Annotated in this window: 16 protein-coding genes and 4 pseudogenes; 14 read left to right on the top strand and 6 right to left on the bottom strand. The window is 51.9% G+C overall.

The window, feature by feature from the left end; translation table 11 throughout:
• Positions 1 to 14: 14 nt before the first annotated feature.
• Positions 15 to 380, top strand: coding sequence for a hypothetical protein (locus GKE73_RS21400; RefSeq protein ID WP_230371597.1), 366 nt, complete (start codon positions 15 to 17; stop codon positions 378 to 380).
• Positions 381 to 993: 613 nt separating this feature from the next.
• Here GKE73_RS21400 and GKE73_RS21395 read toward each other — a convergent pair.
• Positions 994 to 1201 (bottom strand): annotated as a pseudogene (locus GKE73_RS21395) (integrase core domain-containing protein); the annotation flags it as partial.
• Between the two features lie 213 nt (positions 1202 to 1414).
• Here GKE73_RS21395 and GKE73_RS21390 point away from each other — a divergent pair.
• The 9 genes from GKE73_RS21390 (at position 1415) to GKE73_RS21350 (ending at position 7175) form a co-directional block, all read left to right on the top strand.
• Positions 1415 to 1654 carry a hypothetical protein gene (locus tag GKE73_RS21390; protein WP_230371596.1) on the top strand — a complete coding sequence of 80 codons (240 nt, stop codon included), beginning with the start codon at positions 1415 to 1417 and terminating at the stop codon, positions 1652 to 1654.
• Positions 1655 to 1987: 333 nt separating this feature from the next.
• A complete protein-coding gene (locus GKE73_RS21385; RefSeq protein WP_230371699.1) occupies positions 1988 to 2413 on the top strand; it encodes a ParA family protein in 426 nt (141 codons plus the stop codon).
• A gap of 462 nt (positions 2414 to 2875) precedes the next feature.
• Positions 2876 to 3745, top strand: a complete 870-nt coding sequence (locus tag GKE73_RS21380) for a ParB/RepB/Spo0J family partition protein (RefSeq protein WP_230371698.1) — start codon at positions 2876 to 2878, stop codon at positions 3743 to 3745.
• The gene (locus tag GKE73_RS21375) at positions 3714 to 3869 is read left to right on the top strand and encodes a hypothetical protein (protein WP_230371697.1); all 156 of its coding nucleotides are present in this window, start codon (positions 3714 to 3716) and stop codon (positions 3867 to 3869) included. The genes GKE73_RS21380 and GKE73_RS21375 overlap by 32 nt, the downstream gene beginning before the upstream one ends.
• Positions 3870 to 4627: 758 nt before the next feature.
• Complete coding sequence (locus GKE73_RS21370) at positions 4628 to 4900, top strand: hypothetical protein (RefSeq protein WP_230371696.1); 273 nt, start codon at positions 4628 to 4630, stop codon at positions 4898 to 4900.
• A 127-nt stretch (positions 4901 to 5027) separates the two neighbouring features.
• Positions 5028 to 5795 carry a hypothetical protein gene (locus tag GKE73_RS21365; protein ID WP_230371695.1) on the top strand — a complete coding sequence of 256 codons (768 nt, stop codon included), beginning with the start codon at positions 5028 to 5030 and terminating at the stop codon, positions 5793 to 5795.
• Between the two features lie 662 nt (positions 5796 to 6457).
• Positions 6458 to 6661 (top strand): hypothetical protein, encoded by a 204-nt coding sequence (locus GKE73_RS21360; protein WP_230371694.1) that lies wholly within the window; start codon positions 6458 to 6460, stop codon positions 6659 to 6661.
• A gap of 22 nt (positions 6662 to 6683) precedes the next feature.
• Positions 6684 to 6833, top strand: a complete 150-nt coding sequence (locus GKE73_RS21355; RefSeq protein ID WP_230371589.1) for a hypothetical protein — start codon at positions 6684 to 6686, stop codon at positions 6831 to 6833.
• Between the two features lie 120 nt (positions 6834 to 6953).
• The gene (locus GKE73_RS21350; protein WP_230371693.1) at positions 6954 to 7175 is read left to right on the top strand and encodes a hypothetical protein; all 222 of its coding nucleotides are present in this window, start codon (positions 6954 to 6956) and stop codon (positions 7173 to 7175) included.
• Between the two features lie 436 nt (positions 7176 to 7611).
• Here GKE73_RS21350 and GKE73_RS21345 read toward each other — a convergent pair.
• The 4 genes and pseudogenes from GKE73_RS21345 to GKE73_RS26350 form a co-directional block, all read right to left on the bottom strand.
• Positions 7612 to 8547 (bottom strand): annotated as a pseudogene (locus GKE73_RS21345) (IS5 family transposase).
• A 4-nt stretch (positions 8548 to 8551) separates the two neighbouring features.
• Complete coding sequence (locus GKE73_RS21340) at positions 8552 to 8833, bottom strand: hypothetical protein (RefSeq protein WP_230371587.1); 282 nt, start codon at positions 8831 to 8833, stop codon at positions 8552 to 8554.
• Positions 8834 to 9740: 907 nt separating this feature from the next.
• Positions 9741 to 10088, bottom strand: coding sequence for a type IV toxin-antitoxin system AbiEi family antitoxin domain-containing protein (locus tag GKE73_RS21335; RefSeq protein WP_230371692.1), 348 nt, complete (start codon positions 10086 to 10088; stop codon positions 9741 to 9743).
• A gap of 109 nt (positions 10089 to 10197) precedes the next feature.
• Complete coding sequence (locus GKE73_RS26350; RefSeq protein ID WP_376767468.1) at positions 10198 to 10473, bottom strand: AbiEi antitoxin N-terminal domain-containing protein; 276 nt, start codon at positions 10471 to 10473, stop codon at positions 10198 to 10200.
• Between the two features lie 78 nt (positions 10474 to 10551).
• On the opposite strand from GKE73_RS26350, the gene GKE73_RS21330 reads away from it, so the two are divergent.
• On the top strand, positions 10552 to 10917 hold the full coding sequence (locus GKE73_RS21330; protein WP_230371728.1) for a hypothetical protein: 366 nt from the start codon (positions 10552 to 10554) through the stop codon (positions 10915 to 10917).
• A gap of 125 nt (positions 10918 to 11042) precedes the next feature.
• On the opposite strand, the pseudogene GKE73_RS26345 reads toward GKE73_RS21330, so the two are convergent.
• A pseudogene (locus GKE73_RS26345) lies at positions 11043 to 11183 on the bottom strand (DUF2442 domain-containing protein); the annotation flags it as partial.
• Between the two features lie 270 nt (positions 11184 to 11453).
• Between GKE73_RS26345 and GKE73_RS21320 the strand changes: the two are divergent.
• The 3 genes and pseudogenes from GKE73_RS21320 to GKE73_RS21310 all read left to right on the top strand — a co-directional run bounded on the left by GKE73_RS21320 (position 11454) and on the right by GKE73_RS21310 (position 14777).
• Positions 11454 to 12533: pseudogene (locus tag GKE73_RS21320) on the top strand (IS5 family transposase).
• An 880-nt stretch (positions 12534 to 13413) separates the two neighbouring features.
• On the top strand, positions 13414 to 14346 hold the full coding sequence (locus tag GKE73_RS21315) for an IS5 family transposase (RefSeq protein WP_230371584.1): 933 nt from the start codon (positions 13414 to 13416) through the stop codon (positions 14344 to 14346).
• A 41-nt stretch (positions 14347 to 14387) separates the two neighbouring features.
• A complete protein-coding gene (locus GKE73_RS21310) occupies positions 14388 to 14777 on the top strand; it encodes a diguanylate cyclase domain-containing protein (RefSeq protein ID WP_280955274.1) in 390 nt (129 codons plus the stop codon).
• Positions 14778 to 15216: the final 439 nt, after the last annotated feature.

Raw genomic sequence — 15216 nt, 5'->3', positions numbered from 1 at the left:
GAAAGAGATGTCGTATGTCTATCAAACATGAAATTCAGGCTCTCGTGATGAGCTTCGAAAAATTGGAAAATGAAGTACTCGTTCCTGAGGGTGATTACTCTAGTTCTGCACTCAATTCTCAGGAGATCTTTGACCGCTTGCCTCCCCAGACTCAGGCGTTAGTGGAAGAAGTAGTGGAAGAAGCCCGCACCACACTGCTACAACAAGGTGATGAGAGTTTAGAACTCAATTCTCGTGCACGTCGTACTCTTGCCAAGGAAGGGGGGCGTGTGGTCTACCAGACGGATCAGGATGACCCCTACCGGATGGTCGGTAACGTGACCATCGGGGGAGTCACTCTGGATCTAAGTGATCCGCCGTTGCAATCTCACGACGAGTAATCCCTGCCTATGCTTCCCCCTACAACCTACTTGTGACTTCTGAGGGCAGTAATCCAACGACCGGCAGGGCAGTCACTTCGGTGAAGCCCAGCCGGTTTCCTGATGGCCTCATAAAGTGGAGTCGTATCAGCCTCTTCGGAACATCATGACAGCTGATTGGCTTTATGAGTTGGTGAACGAGGGTCTCTGCTGGGTTTGGGGCAATGCCCTGAAAGATGGATACAGCCAAACGGAAAGACTTTATAAGTCTTTGATTTTACCGCATTTGATACATTTTTTTTACAAAGAGCGCAAATTCTGTAGGAATTATTCACGTAGTCTGCAAGTTGGTAGGCTCCCCGCATGTGCACGTAAGTGAAAAATCCCTTACAAATCAAGGATCGCGTTTTTCACGAACTCTGCAAACCTACAATTCTTTCATCCCAAAGAGGCGGGGTCTCCAGCACGGCAATCCATCTTGGATCTGACGAAGCTTATCCTGCATACTACGCACGTTACAGAGTGAGAGGCGTGTACTGGATTGTGGCGAAATATCGCCGCATAGTGGTCGATGGAGACGCCATCAACCGCTTGCTCAACATCTTTTCCAAGACCTGCGCGGCCCCCCCTTTTTTTAGCTGTCGGCTAAAGTCGAGGTCATCTGGCTACGAGCCAGTTTCGGCTTCGGGGTCATGCCACCGAGTGCCATATTCGGCCGCTCGTGATTGTAGGTCCATATCCAGTCGGTGGCATAGTCCTGTACTTCGGCTATCGAATCGAACAGGTAATGCCCAAGCCAGTCGTAACGGACTGGTCAGGTTATAGTGTTCAATACAGGCTGAAGGTAAAAGCACTGGTTCCGCGTCGCCCAAGTCCCCGATGGATTCTGCGTTCCCCCCCCAAGAGCGGGTCCAACTCACTGACCGCTAGGTCACTGTCTCCCCTGCCACGCGAGATTCCGAGCAATAGCTGCTTCTTCCAGGGCAACCATCGAGCACGAGCACAAACACGCCAAAATTGCTGAAGACGGCATGGGCTAAATCGTCGAGGAAGAGGTGGCCACCATTCAGCGCGAATTCCAAGGGCAATATGGCTACTACCAAAATCTAAAGAATGCGCAGAGCCGTATTGATCAGCGGTGCGCTTCCATTGAGCGGCGAATGCAATTGGTGCTGGATCGTGTGGAACAGATGAACGGTGGCGTTGACACGCCGCAGGAATACGCCAGAGTCCAATCCGTATGCAAAGATCGGTCGGTACCCAAGAAATCCCTGTGGGAAAAATGGTTCGGCTAAGCCCCCCGAAGACAGAAGAATAAAGCGAGGAAATGAACGAGCAAGGCCCGTAGATACCGAGCCAGCACATAGAGGGGTGGAAAAACCCGGATTTTTGGCCTTTTTCCTCCCCCTAACTGCGTGTCCATTCTGGATAAGATGCACGCTGGAGTAAGAATTCCCAACAAAATAATTACGACAAATAGGTAAACACGGGAAATTAGCCTCACGAAGTCGGCAAAAACAACGTAAATAAATCTTTGTAATCAACGATATATGAATGTGAAAAAATTATGTGTTGCGGCAAGTTCGGGGTAATGACACAATGCACCCCATTCAATAGAGGGGACCATCATGGCAGCAAAAGTCATAGTGATGATCAATAACAAGGGCGGCGTTGGCAAAACCACGCTAACAACCAACCTTGGTGATGGTCTCGGCCGTCTGGGCAACAACATTCTTGTTATCGACTTGGACCCTCAAGGGAACTCCAGCTCGTTGCTAAGCCCGGTCAATCCTGAGCGCCTAGGTATGAATGTTGGCGATCTGATGATGGCCGACGATCCCCTAATCCATCTGGGGAAATGCCTGATCGAAGAAACGGGGTTTAAGCGCGTAAACCTTCTTCCGGCCAACCTGCGGTTGGACATTCAGGCTGAAGAAATCCACATGAAGATGTTTAACGCTTCGTTCCGCCTGAAAAAGGTCGTGGACGAAGTGAAAGACCTCTACGACTACATCATCATCGACTGCCCGCCACGACTTTCCGGCGTATTGTAAGCGAATGCACTGGCCTGCGCCGATCACGTTATTGTCCCCATTGAATCTGGCGATGAATTTTCTATCTCCGGGCTGGAAAACGTACTGGTCTATGTCTCGCGCGCCAAGTCTCAACTCAACCCGGAAATGGCAACACCGTTCTGTCTGATGAACAAAGTTTCACGGCGAACGTTGGGGGCGAAACAGACTGAACACGCGCTTAGAACACGCGTTTCTGAGAAAGCCGATATCGAGCTGCTCGAAACATCCATCCCTGAGAGCGTTCAGGCAAAAAACTCTCTAATGGCGCGGACGCCCATTATCTCATTCAAAGACAATACGGCGATTGCAGATGCAATCCGCGACCCGGCCGACGAAGTCAATCACAGAGTCGGTGGAAAACCGCGAGTGCGTGGAACGGGTCACAAGTCGAAAAGCAATGAGTCAACTCGCGTAGATGCGGCTTAATTGAGTAGAGAAATCATGTCCGACAACCTTTCCATTGCAGACAAACTCGCCGCCAGAGCCAAAGACCGCGAGCAAGCGCTAAAAGATAATGGCGTATTCTCTGGCGATATTTTCCCGGGAGTTCGTTCAACCATCGCCGTCGGTGGTGAAGAAGAAATCAAACTCATCCCGATCGATCAAATTGACGAACCCGATATCCCACAACGCTGGCACTACCCGGAAGAAGAAGTGTCCGCGATGGCGCAAGCCCTACTTTCCGAAGGTGATGGCAATGCACTGGCTGGCCAGCTGCAGGCTGTCATCATCAGAGAAAAGGACAATGGCCGCTATGAAATGATCGAAGGATTGACCCGGCTAAAGGCGTTCAAAAACCACCATCTTGGCCCGGTTATTAAGGCAGTCATCCGCTCGGGGGTAGATGGCCGCTCCGCGTTCCGTATGGGTTTTAAGGCAAACGAAAAGCGTAACCCATTGACAGACTATGACAAAGGCATGTCTTTTGCCAAGTTGATCGAAAGAAAAACTTACGATTCCGTGCAAAGCCTTGCTGCCGATTTGGAAGTTTCTGATAAAAAGGTTTACGCATTGCTGGCGTTCAGCAAATTACCAGAAACGACAAGAAGCATTATCGAGCAAGATAAATACCGCTTCAGCTATAACGTAGCGGTTCAGCTGGCATCGCTCAACAACAAAACCGAGAGCGAGGAAGAACTAAATAAAGTGGCCACCAAAGTCCTGACCGGCGCACTGGACGGGCGACAAGGTGGCCAAGCACGTAGCATCGATCTCCTCTGGGAAAACGGCCAGAAACAACAGGAATGGAACCACCACCACATTGCACGGGCTGGGAAAAATGCGTTACACCAACAAAAGAATGTTGGTTGACTTAGATTTAAGCGCCTATCCACCAGATATGAGCGAAGAAATCGCCAGAAAGATCAAACTTGTCTTGAAGGATTATGAGACACCTGAGTTGCCACCCGATGATGGTCAAAGTGATGGTGACTAACACCTTCAAAACAAGGCATTCCATGCTTCGTTCTATAGCTATAGAAAACCGGCTCCATCATCAGCCGGTTGACGTTGTTTCTATAGCTATAGAATTCCCCTTCCCCTCGCCACATCAAGATCCCGTTTCTATAGCTATAGAAAAAGTTATCGCCAAACAGCAAGCCGTCAGACAGTTTCTATAGCTATAGAAAACAGACCGTGACCAACCTTACCCCTTGCGTTTCTATAGCTATAGAAAACCATTGCAGCGAAACGGGTGCTCAAAGCGAAACAGGCAACGAACAGAGCGAAGTAGATCAACATGCTTCGGGAAAAACTTTCTATAGCTATAGAAAGCCGGTGCCGACTCCAAGCTGGCACCCAGCAAGTTTTCTATAGCTATAGAATTCTGCCTCTCGTCCGCACATTCAGAAATGATTTCTATAGCTATAGAAAACAGAAAGCGCGGTATTGACGCGCTTCGAGATGATGGCAGAACAAATGGCAGCATCGCTCCGCATTCCTCCGGAGAGATGTTCTATAGCTATAGAAAGTCATCGACCAACATCCCACGTATGCCTCATCCAGTTTCTATAGCTATAGAAACCCGGCGAACTGCTAGGGAACGAACAAGCAGATTAAAACCAAGGCTACAAGCTGGCCCACCACTTAGACCCCCGAGAAACCCTCGGGGGTTTTTACTTTCCGATCAAAATTTCAACTTCGCCCGTCTCGGCCACTCCGGCTCAGACGGGCGAAGTCTTTTGGGAACGAGAAATGAGCCTTTCCGAAAACTTCCCGCACAAGCTTGCCATCCTGCAAGTTGCACTGCGGGCTAAAAAGCTAAAGATCAACGAGTACCTGCAAGATATGGCCGAGCAGTCGGTTATCAGCAGTTTGCTGGTATTCCTTAATTCCAGTGATTTCCGTTGCCCGATAACGGTTCCACGCAAAATCATTGGCCAGTACAGCATGCTGGGGCGTAGCGCGCTGTATCTGAAATTGGCGAGCACTGGAAGAACGAAAACTTATCGAACGATTCGACGGTGAACGAGCCATCCGCTTTACCGAACTCGGAGCGAGTCTGCTGACAGCGATTGAGGAGAAATCAGAAAACAGCACAAAGAAAGAGAAACGGTCTTTCTTCCGTGTTGGTAGATCAAATTTTCCGAAAGAAGTGATTCCGCTGTTAACGCGAGGAATATCAGAAAAACAGATGGTTTTCCTGATGTCCGAAGCAAAAAAAGCGAATGTAAAAATTCAGGAACAAATCAAGAAATTTGGAAAAATTATTGAACGATATGAAGGCAAAACCTTGTTCTCGGTATTCAGAAATTTCCTGCGAAATCCAGAAAAGTATCTGGTGGCCGACAAGAAAAAACAGGAGAAACAGCAGTTCACCGACAAACAGCGCAAACTGTTAATACTGTTTCAAAACATGTCAGTTAATGACATGGGCATATTAAGACCGGGTGAAAAGGTCGCCAGCCATGAAGGCGTCTGGACACTCAGCTCACCGGAGATAAATGGAGGAGCTCCCATGCCAATCACCGATGAGATGCTGGCGGAGTTGGAACAGCGATTGGCAGATGTCTGCAGAAAAGCGGTCGTCAATATGGATGGGCACGTCGTCATTCCAATGGCTTGCCTGCCAACGCCGTTGATCTGGAAAGCCGATGAGAAGGATGGAAAACCTGTTGTCTACACGGGTGACAAGAAGCTGGTGGGCGCTTGGGAGTCAATCTACGGCGCATTTAAGCAGGTATATCAACACTGGTCATTCCTGTTTGGCGAAGACACACAAGATCCTCGCCAAGGCACCAGCTTTATCAGGAAGGGAGTGCGTTACCTGGTAGAGCGTATCGCGGCAGGTCGAGCCCTGCTATTTGCCGAACGCGATGGTCGCACCTGGACAGAGAACATCGAAGCCAGGGCTGTTGGGTGACGGCAGCCTGCAATGGTTGTGAGTAACACAGGGGGAGTCCATTTCGTGGACAGTATATATCCAGCCTACGGCAGACCAAAAAATAAAGGTTAAGACGAGATCGTTCGCGTTGCGATGGGAAAAACCCGGTTTGGGGTCTCTTTTCAGGGGATTAGCTCACCGACCAGTGTGACAAACGTGCCAAACGTACAAAACGTACAAAACAGTAAGGAGTCATCGTGGATAGGACCACGCTCCATTCGGAGCGAATGCAACGCCTTGAATATGCCCAACGGCAGCTGTGGCTGCATGACGAGTTTCAGGAGCTACCGAGCCGGTATTGGGGGATTGCCTGCCAGCTACTAGGTGAAGTGGATCTGTTGGCGCCGTCAGACTGGGTGAATGTTTCCATTCGGGACTTTAGTCAACGGCTTGGCCTGCCTCATACACGAATCAGAGATGCCCTCTCTCGGTTGGAAGATAGTGGTTATCTGAGTCTTCGCTTTAGTGCGGATCGGTGTTCTGTACGGCTGAAGCTCGAGGTGTGTTTATCGAACCTCTTGGTCTGAATGGCATGCCAGAAGGCGCCAGAAAAGGATAATGAGCATGGAGTACGCATTTGTTGGCAGGTTAAAAATGGATGCACAGTGCATGCCGTAGGCGATGGGCCAGACAAGAGTCTGGTGATCGCGGATGTGCTCGATATGCTGCACCGTGGGATACAGGTCGAACGGCTTCCCGGGCAGGAAGCCAATAACCTGATTGCCGGTTGTTCGATGTGTCCGCGCGGTCCATTTCCCAAAGGCGCCGGAGAGGCTATGTGTGGTCTTGAACTTGAGTCGTTGGTTGCTACCGTATTTGCTCAACGCAACGAACCGCCGAAATAAAGGTGGGAAAAGGAAACGGTATATGAGCAAGTTATGGATCATCACAGTGCTGGTAGTGACGGCCTCCTGCCAAGCTTCAGCAATGAAGCACGCCCCCATGCAATCAGATCCTCATTATTTGGAATGGCATCTGGAAAACAGCGCCGGATTTCTTGGCCCCTCGGGAAATTGAGGGGCGCATTCATGGCGGATATGCATGCTGTGTTTAACTGCAGTGGCAAAGACAGTGCACCTGAGTCAGCCAAGCTGGAACAAGCCAATCAAATTCTGCTATCTGCGTTGAGGAGAGTTGATGTCTACACATCGATTCAACATCGCCAGCCTACGTCCCAGTGAGGTACACAGCCGGGCGTTCAACGCTATCGAAGCCGCAGAGGCGGTCATGGCTGGGTTATCCAATGGCTTGAGTAAGGATTCCCCCTTGAAATTATCCACAGAAACTTTGGATAACTCAGGGCAAATTATCAATGAGATCAGCTATGAGCTCGGTCATTCAATCATTGCACTAAATTGATTAAATATTAATCAGCAAGGATTGCGTTACCGCGCGGGTGCTGCCATTATCCCAAATGAATAACCTGTGGCGTTGAGAACAATGCAAACAACGAAATTGTGTAATCTCTGCCGAAAACCCGCGTCGAAAAGCCTTCACTGTCATGTTGATGGGGTCGACCAAGAGTTCCATGTCTGTACTTCCACCCGGTGCTATGCACGGGCGGTCAATGCGGTCAATCGCCTGACTGAGCTGGCCAATCAGCGAACAATCCGGAGTTGCCGCAGGACTCAAGGCGTGTTGCCGAGCCTGAGCGTGACCCCGTCCTAGTTGATGGCACGCATAGTAAACGGATGTTTGATATTTTCGGAAAGGTGATGGTTAGGTGAGACCGTCGTGATTCGGCTTTGTTGCACAAATCAGTTAAAGGCCGAACTACCCCAAACCCCAAGCGGACTTATCCCATGCGGACCGTGTGCAGCGTGCCCAGCGCAGTAAAGCGATTGAGTATCGCAGCACAGATTTGAAGCTCTGCAACCTGCCGGTCAAAGTCCCGCGATTTGACGCGGTCTGCCAACAATTTGAAGCAATGCATTTTCGTCTCGACCAGGGCTGCGGCGATGGTAGCCAGTCCACTTTTTCCAGAGCGTCCTTCCCAAGTACTTCACCGCGCGCAGTGACTCATTGCGAGCCTGATTGCCCTGTGAATTCCCTTTCCAGAGTTGACCGTTTCGCCGCGGGGGAATGATGGCCGCTGCGCCACGTTCTGCAATCGCAGCGTGACACAGGCGCGTGTCGTACGCCCCATCCGTGGTTACCGTCATCAGTTCTTCTGACGCTGGGATTTGCGATAGCAACTCCGGCAGCATGGTGGCGTCGCCAGTGCGGTTGTCCGTCACTTCCATTGCACGGATTTCCAGCGTCTGCGCATCCACCCCCAGATGCAGCTTGCGCCATTGGCGGCGGTAGTCTGCACCATGCTTTTTCACCTTCCACTCGCCTTCGCCCATCATCTTTATGCCGGTGCTATCCACCAGCAGATGCAGGCAACCCTGCTTTTTCTGTACCGGGATACGCACTTGTAGGTCTTTCTGGCGTCGGGAGAGCGTACTGAAATCAGGCACCGCCCAGTCGAGCCCGGCCAAATGCAGCATGCTTTCGACCATGCCAGTGGTTTGGCGTAACGCGAGGCCAAAAAGGCATTTAATGGTGAGACAGAACTGAATGGCGGCGTCGGTAAACGTTGGCTGGCGCCCCCCCGTTTACCAGTGGTAAGCGCTAGCCAGTTCATAGCCTTGTCGAGCCAGAGGAGTAGTTGCCCTCGCTGCTTGAGGGACTGATTGTAGGTCTGCCAGTTGGTGGTTTGGTACTTGGGAGGGAGGGGCTTGCTCATGCCGTCATTCTACCGGACGTATACAAGCCCAGATTTGTGCAACAAAGCCGGTCTCTATCGCACTGAGGCCGAGGCTGCAAATGCTCGCGATCAGTTGGGTGGTGAGTACGTGGCCAAGTTTGGCGAGCATCGACTCGGGACGAACGAGTTCATCTTTTCCTAAGAAGTCTGCTGGTCGCTGCCGGGCGTGCTCGGTAGCAACGAGCTGACTCGACAGGCGAGTTTCGCGGGCGAAACTCAAGGCGTTCGCGTTATTTTTCCCTGCCGTCCCTGTGCTGGCTGTCATGCCAGTCGAGACAAGTGCAGTGGAGGCGGAAGCATAAGCACTCGCTGTCCAGCAGAATGCGCTATCCTTGGTTGATTTTCACCGGGAGACGGTGTGGTGAGGGGCTACCGCTGGATGTCGCATTCCGCGCGCCCAACTCGCCTTCATCCCACTTGAAGGGGCACTTACCCTCGTGTAATCCCCGCATGGGCATCCGCGCAATACGGTACTTGCCAGATCGGTATTTTTCGGGGCTTAGATAGGCATGTTCGCAATCGTAGGCGAATACCGACAGTATGAGTTCCGACTTACCGATGCGTACTGTCATGGTTTGCTCATCTTGAGCAAGCTGCGTTTTCACCGTGAAAACATCGTGAGGAATGTCGTTCTGGCCGAACTACGGTCGGATCTCCTGTAGCAGGGGGGGCGCCCTCAGGATTGGGGCTCCGACCTACCGATGCGTACTGTCATGGTTTGCTCATCTTGAGCAAGCTGCGTTTTCACCGTGAAAACATCGTGAGGAATGTCGTTCTGGCCGAACTACGGTCGGATTTCCTGTAGCAGGGGGGCGCCCTCAGGATTGGGGCTCCGACCTACCGGTGCGTACCATCATGGTTTGCCCATCTTGAGCGAACTACGTTTTCACCGTGAAAATATGACATCGATGATATCGACCGGGATTATCCTCAATCCAATATAAGCTTTTAAATCATGCCTCTTGGCGCTGGCAGGTGCTCAAGGAGTGCAGAATACAGCCTAGAAAATTCCTTTTTCCCGTGGTGATACCGGCCACCTATTGAGGTGGCGCTTTGCTTTCTCGTCGTGATGACACACTCAGCGCTCAGCTGTAAGGTTCTCGACCAGTGGCGGTAACATATCCAAGATTACCGAGTTTTCTTGGTATATCACTAGCTATGGCACATTTGAATCACGGCTTGAGCGTCAGCCGCTCACCATCAGGCCCAACCATCGACCATCGTTTCCCGCTACTGAGCGCATCAGCGCGCACCTGAGCGATTGTGGCCCAGTCATAGTCCTCTTGCTGGGCAAGATCTCGTACCAGCCGCACCACTTTCACCCGATGACAGTGATCAAGCAGCTCGGCCATTACCGCCGGGCGGATATTTCTAAGGCCCACAAACATGTTACGGACCTCCTCAAGGCTCTGCCCGCGGCCGATATCGCTTATGAGCTCAAGGATGGCTCGCTCGCGGCATGAGACGAAGACCTCGGGGTGTCCGCCGGGGAGGGTGCGAAGGTGTTGTTGATAGGGCATGCTTAAGCATCGAAAAGTGAGGTGCTCTGACAGGTAATATGCACGCTATCTTTTGCCCATTGAGGGAGATCGATCGGCGTCGGTGACCAAAGCGTGAGCCGCTCTCTCATCATGATATTGTGACGGATACCTTGCCGGTCCAGTGCAGTTTTACCTCCGATGTGAAGTCCGGGGTACGACGTCCGAGGAAGGAGACAATGCCGTCAGATGTCAAATGATCCCCGGTTAGCAGGTAAGCGCCTCGCCCAAGTCGCTGAAGCCATCCTTGCCCGGTCAGGCGCGAGGCCTCAGCCGAGGATATCCCAAGATCTGCCAGCATTCTGGCATCGATTGGTTGGCCGCGAGGGGCTCGCCGCATGATGAGCTGTATGGTAAGACGTGACATGTATGGAATAATAATAGAAATAACTATATTTTTATTAACTTCTCCAAATAAATTACGCAAAATATCAAGTTAATTGGGTTGATCATGCTGATTTTTTGGGATGCCGAGTTTACGGACTTCATTGACTGCGAGTTGATCAGTATTGGCATGGTCAGTGAGGATGGCCAGCATGAGCTTTACCTCGAGGTGCAGGACTTTGACCTTTCGAAGTGCAGAGCCTTTGTGCAGTCCACCGTGTGGTCCCAGCTGGGTCAGGTCGCCGGTGCCAGTGTGAGCCGGGGGGGGCTGGGAAAGCGCTTACGAGACTGGTTCGAGAGACAGCCCATTGCTTCCGATTCGCAACATGACAGAGATCTACTGGCGGATGCGCTGGAGGGGGAGTGGTCAGAGAATCTGGAGGGTTGGTACGACACTGAGAGTGTGCATGGCCAGTGCCGGATTTGAGTGTGCGGTGATGGAGTATCACTCGCAGACGCGAAGGCCTTGGCACTATGCGCTGTACGATGCCGAAGCTCTACGGGCGGTAGAAGCAGTCGAAGTAGCTGCTCCATGTCGCTACGGCCAGCCAGCAAGCCGTTAATCGACAGGTCTTCGTCCAACTCATCCCAATGGATGCCGTGGGCGCTCAGCTCACACTTGGCCAACTGCTTTTCGCTGGTGGACAGCAGGCGCGGAAACCAAGCCAGCGGAACCCCCAACGTGCGGCCATCATATAGCTTTACCTACATAGTGTCATCGTCAAGCCGAACAGCGTTAACCAAAGTCGTCATTCCGGGCCCTTTTCCGCTCCAAACGGTTTAGTCGCAGCTGATTCTGTTACTCAAAGCATCTGATGGGCCTCCAGCGCCTCGCCCGGATCCGCCTATGAGAGCGGCGTGCGCATATTTTGCACTCGTTCGCTAACAGGCTGTTGAAATACTGGCGTCTCGCGCACCGATCAGCGACGATGCGGACAAGTACTCAAGATGGAAGGATGCGCGATGCGCGGAGCAGACGGTTATAACGAAGCGTTGTTCACCACCATTCGGCTTGAGGAATTCGTTCCGGCCAACCATCCGCTGCGCCCCATCCGCACCTGGCTCAACGAAGCCCTCACCAAAATGGATGGCCGCTTCTCGGCAATGTATGAGGCCGATGTCAAAGGAGGACGGCCGAGCTTGCGCCTGAGAAACTGATGCGCGCCATGTTGCTTCAGGTGCTGTATAGCATCCGCAGCGAGCGACTGCTGGTTGAACAGATTTCCTACAACCTGCTGTTCCGCTGGTTCGTCGGCCTCGCCATTGAAGACCCCGTGTGGAACCACTCCGTATTCAGCAAGAATCGTGACCGGCTGATGACCTTTGATGCCGTCACCGAATTATTCAATACTACGGTCGAGATGGCCGCCAGCAAAGGGCTGTTATCGGGGGAACACTTCAGCGTCGATGGCTCCTTGATCCAGGGCGTGGGCCAGCCATAAAAGCGTGCGGAGTAAGGATGGAAGTGACGACGACCGCCCCCCAGACAACTGGCATGGAGAGAAGCGCAGTAACGCCAGTCATGCTTCGGTCTCCGATCCAGAAAGCAAGCTGTACCGCAAAAGTAGCGTCGCACCGGCACAGCTGAGTTACACGGGGCACGTACTGACAGCCAATCGTCATGGCTTGGTAGTCAATGTGCGCGCCAGCACTGCCGATGGCTATGCTGAACGGGATGTGGCGGCCACCATGCTGGCCGATGTTTGCCGACCGGATACCCGCGTAACGGTCGGTGCCGACAAGAACTACGACACGCGTGGCTTCGTCAGTGCATGTCGCAAGATGAAGGTGACGCCGCATGTGGCACGTAATACCCGGCGAACCGGAGGCAGCGCGATTGACGGTCGCACCACGCGACCGCTGAGTCAGCGTCGGCGCAAATGCATCGAGCAGTGTTTCGGCTGGGTCAAAACCATCGGCCCGATCCGCCGGGTGATGGTGCGGAGTTTGGCCAAAGTGGATCAGTTGCTGACACTGACGATGGCGGCCTACAACCTGATACGGCTACGTTCATTGGTCGCATTGCGTCCGCAGCTGCCGTGAGCGGGTCGTTATCGGGGAAATCCACCCCGCAAGCGCCGTCTGATGAGGGATTCTGGCTTGAACTGGCTGTGGGAACGGCAGCTGGGGGGGGCGATGTGAAGCATGGGTCACGCGCAAGCAGAAGCAGGAATGCGCCCGGCTTACCGGTATTTCAACAGCCTGCTAAAGCCATAAAATATGCTGAACGAATGTTCAAGTTTTGCACATACGCAACTACCGAGAAATGCTCGGTAGTTGCATGGGCCAGAAAACATTACCCTTTTCTTGGGAGTTGAAAATGGGAGAGAACGACTGTTTTACATGGCACAACTTTTATTTCCTGCAAATAATTTATATTTTTATTTTAAATTTACGTGTTATGTATCGAAATAGTAGGTGGAAAAAATATTTACACTTTTTTGATGAATAATATTATTTTCCGATGGGGCAGAATTTTGACTTAAAGGGCGAGTTTTTCAGATGCTGTATCTGGAAACCGATGTGAAATAGTCACACATCCCACATAGATGTTGCTTATTAATTGATTTTGAGTGTCCGATAGAGCACTGACAACGGTTGCAGGACGCCCAAGACAAGACCCTACGCAGCACAGCAAGCTGTAGCATCCTGACATGATATTAAATTCTTACATGCGCCCCCGTGGAGATCTAACGCGTGATAACGGTTATTATCACGCGTTAAGTAGTCTTCACTCTCCGTTTGGTGGCATTTCTGGCGTGTAAAACAGCACACAAAAGTGACCTGCTGGTCAAAATTCGACGCTGATTGACAATCTGGGGCGCACGCTCTGGAAAAAGTGGACGGGCTACCATCGCCGCAGCTTGGTCGAGAGGCTTTGTTGCATTAATCGGGGCTTGCACCCATCCGGTAGAATGACGGCATGAGCAAGCCCCTCCCATCCAAGTACCGCACCACCAACTGGCAAACCTACAACCACTCCCTCAAGCAGCGAGGGCAGCTCCTTCTCTGGCTGGACAAAGATATGAACTGGCGGGCACCTGCCACGGGAAAACGAGGGCGTCAGCCGACCTTCTCCGATGCCGCCATACAGTTCTGCCTCACCATCAAATGCCTTTTTGGTTTGGCGCAACGGCAAGCCACCGGCATGGTCGAGAGCCTGCTGTGCTTGGCTGGACTTGACTGGGCGGTGCCTGACTTCAGTACGCTTTCCCGCCGTCAGAAGGACCTGCAAGTGCGCATTCCGGTGCAGAAGAAGCAGGGTTGTCTGCATCTCTTGGTGGACAGCACCGGCATCAAGATGATGGGTGAAGGCGAGTGGAAAGTGAAAAAGCATGGTGCTGACTACCGCCGCCAATGGCGTAAGCTGCATCTGGGTATAGATGCGCAAACGCTGGAAATCCGGGCAATGGAAGTGACCGACAATCGCACCGGTGATGCCACGATGCTGCCAGAGCTACTAGCGCAAATTCCGGCGGCAGAGGGACTGGTGACAGTGACCACGGATGGTGCGTACGACACACGGCTATGTCATGCCGCGATTGCAGAGCGTGGGGCGGCGGCCATCATTCCCCCACGTCGAAACGGCCAATTCTGGAAAGGGAGTTCACTGGGCAATCAGGCTCGCAATGAGTCACTACGCTCGGTGAAATATCTGGGGCGCACGCTCTGGAAAAAGTGGAGTGGCTACCATCGTCGTAGCTTGGTAGAAACGAAGATGCACTGTTTCAAATTGCTGGCAGACCGGGTTAAGTCACGGGACTTTGACCGGCAGGTGGCAGAGCTTCAAATCTGTGCAGCGATTCTAAATCGCTTCACAGCGCTGGGCACGCCACAAACAGTCCGTATGGGATAAGTCCGTCTGGGGGGATTGGGGCGGCTCGGCCTTGAACTGATTTGTGCAACAAAGCCCATTTACTGTTTATTGACCTCGATGGTTTCAAACCAATCAACGACCAGCTAGGCCATGAAGCTGGCGATCAAGCTCTCATTGAAGTAGCCCGACGTCTTAAGTGTACGGTGGGAAAAAATGATTTTATTGGCCGTCTTGGCGGGGATGAATTTGTGGTTATCTTAACTCAAACAACTGATCATGAAGATGCCTTAAGCATGGCCAGAACCCTTATCTCAGCTATTTCCATACCTATGCATATACTCTCAGCGAAGATTCCCCGTACACTTGGGGCCAGCATTGGCATTGTTGCAATCTCGCCAGGGGCAAGGAACTCGAACCATGATACTGACCGCAGCCGATCACGCAATGTATCGAGCGAAACACTTGGGTAAAGGGCAAGCTCAGTTTGGCCAGCTAGTTGCGATAGCCTGAACTATGTCTAGTGAAAGAGGCCCCGGAGTGGTCTGTCCCGCCCTTCGTGGACACTAACTTAAGGTGACTGGTCTGCTCCATCTACCATGGACAGCGGATTTAGCACTATGGTCGGCATATCCTCACTCTCCAGTTCTTTGCGTCGCTTGGTATCGGATACGCTCATGCCTTCGACATAGTCCATTGATGACAAGACCTATTTCTACTTTACGTAGGAAACCGATGATTTGTTCCTTAGGAACAACTGTGCATCTCCCCTCAATCGCAATCCGCCCAAGCTAACAGAATCAAGGTATGAATTCGCCCGCGCATATCCATTCGACTAAGAAAAAACCTATGTGGATATTCTGATCACCTTGAGCTTGACAAAAGTTGTCGATAATCTCTTTTGCTAACTTG

The organism is Paludibacterium denitrificans (assembly GCF_009707705.1).
Classification (GTDB): domain Bacteria; phylum Pseudomonadota; class Gammaproteobacteria; order Burkholderiales; family Chromobacteriaceae; genus Paludibacterium_A; species Paludibacterium_A denitrificans.
Note: the sequence above shows the minus strand (reverse complement) of the source record. Positions and strands in the feature narration are given on the sequence as shown.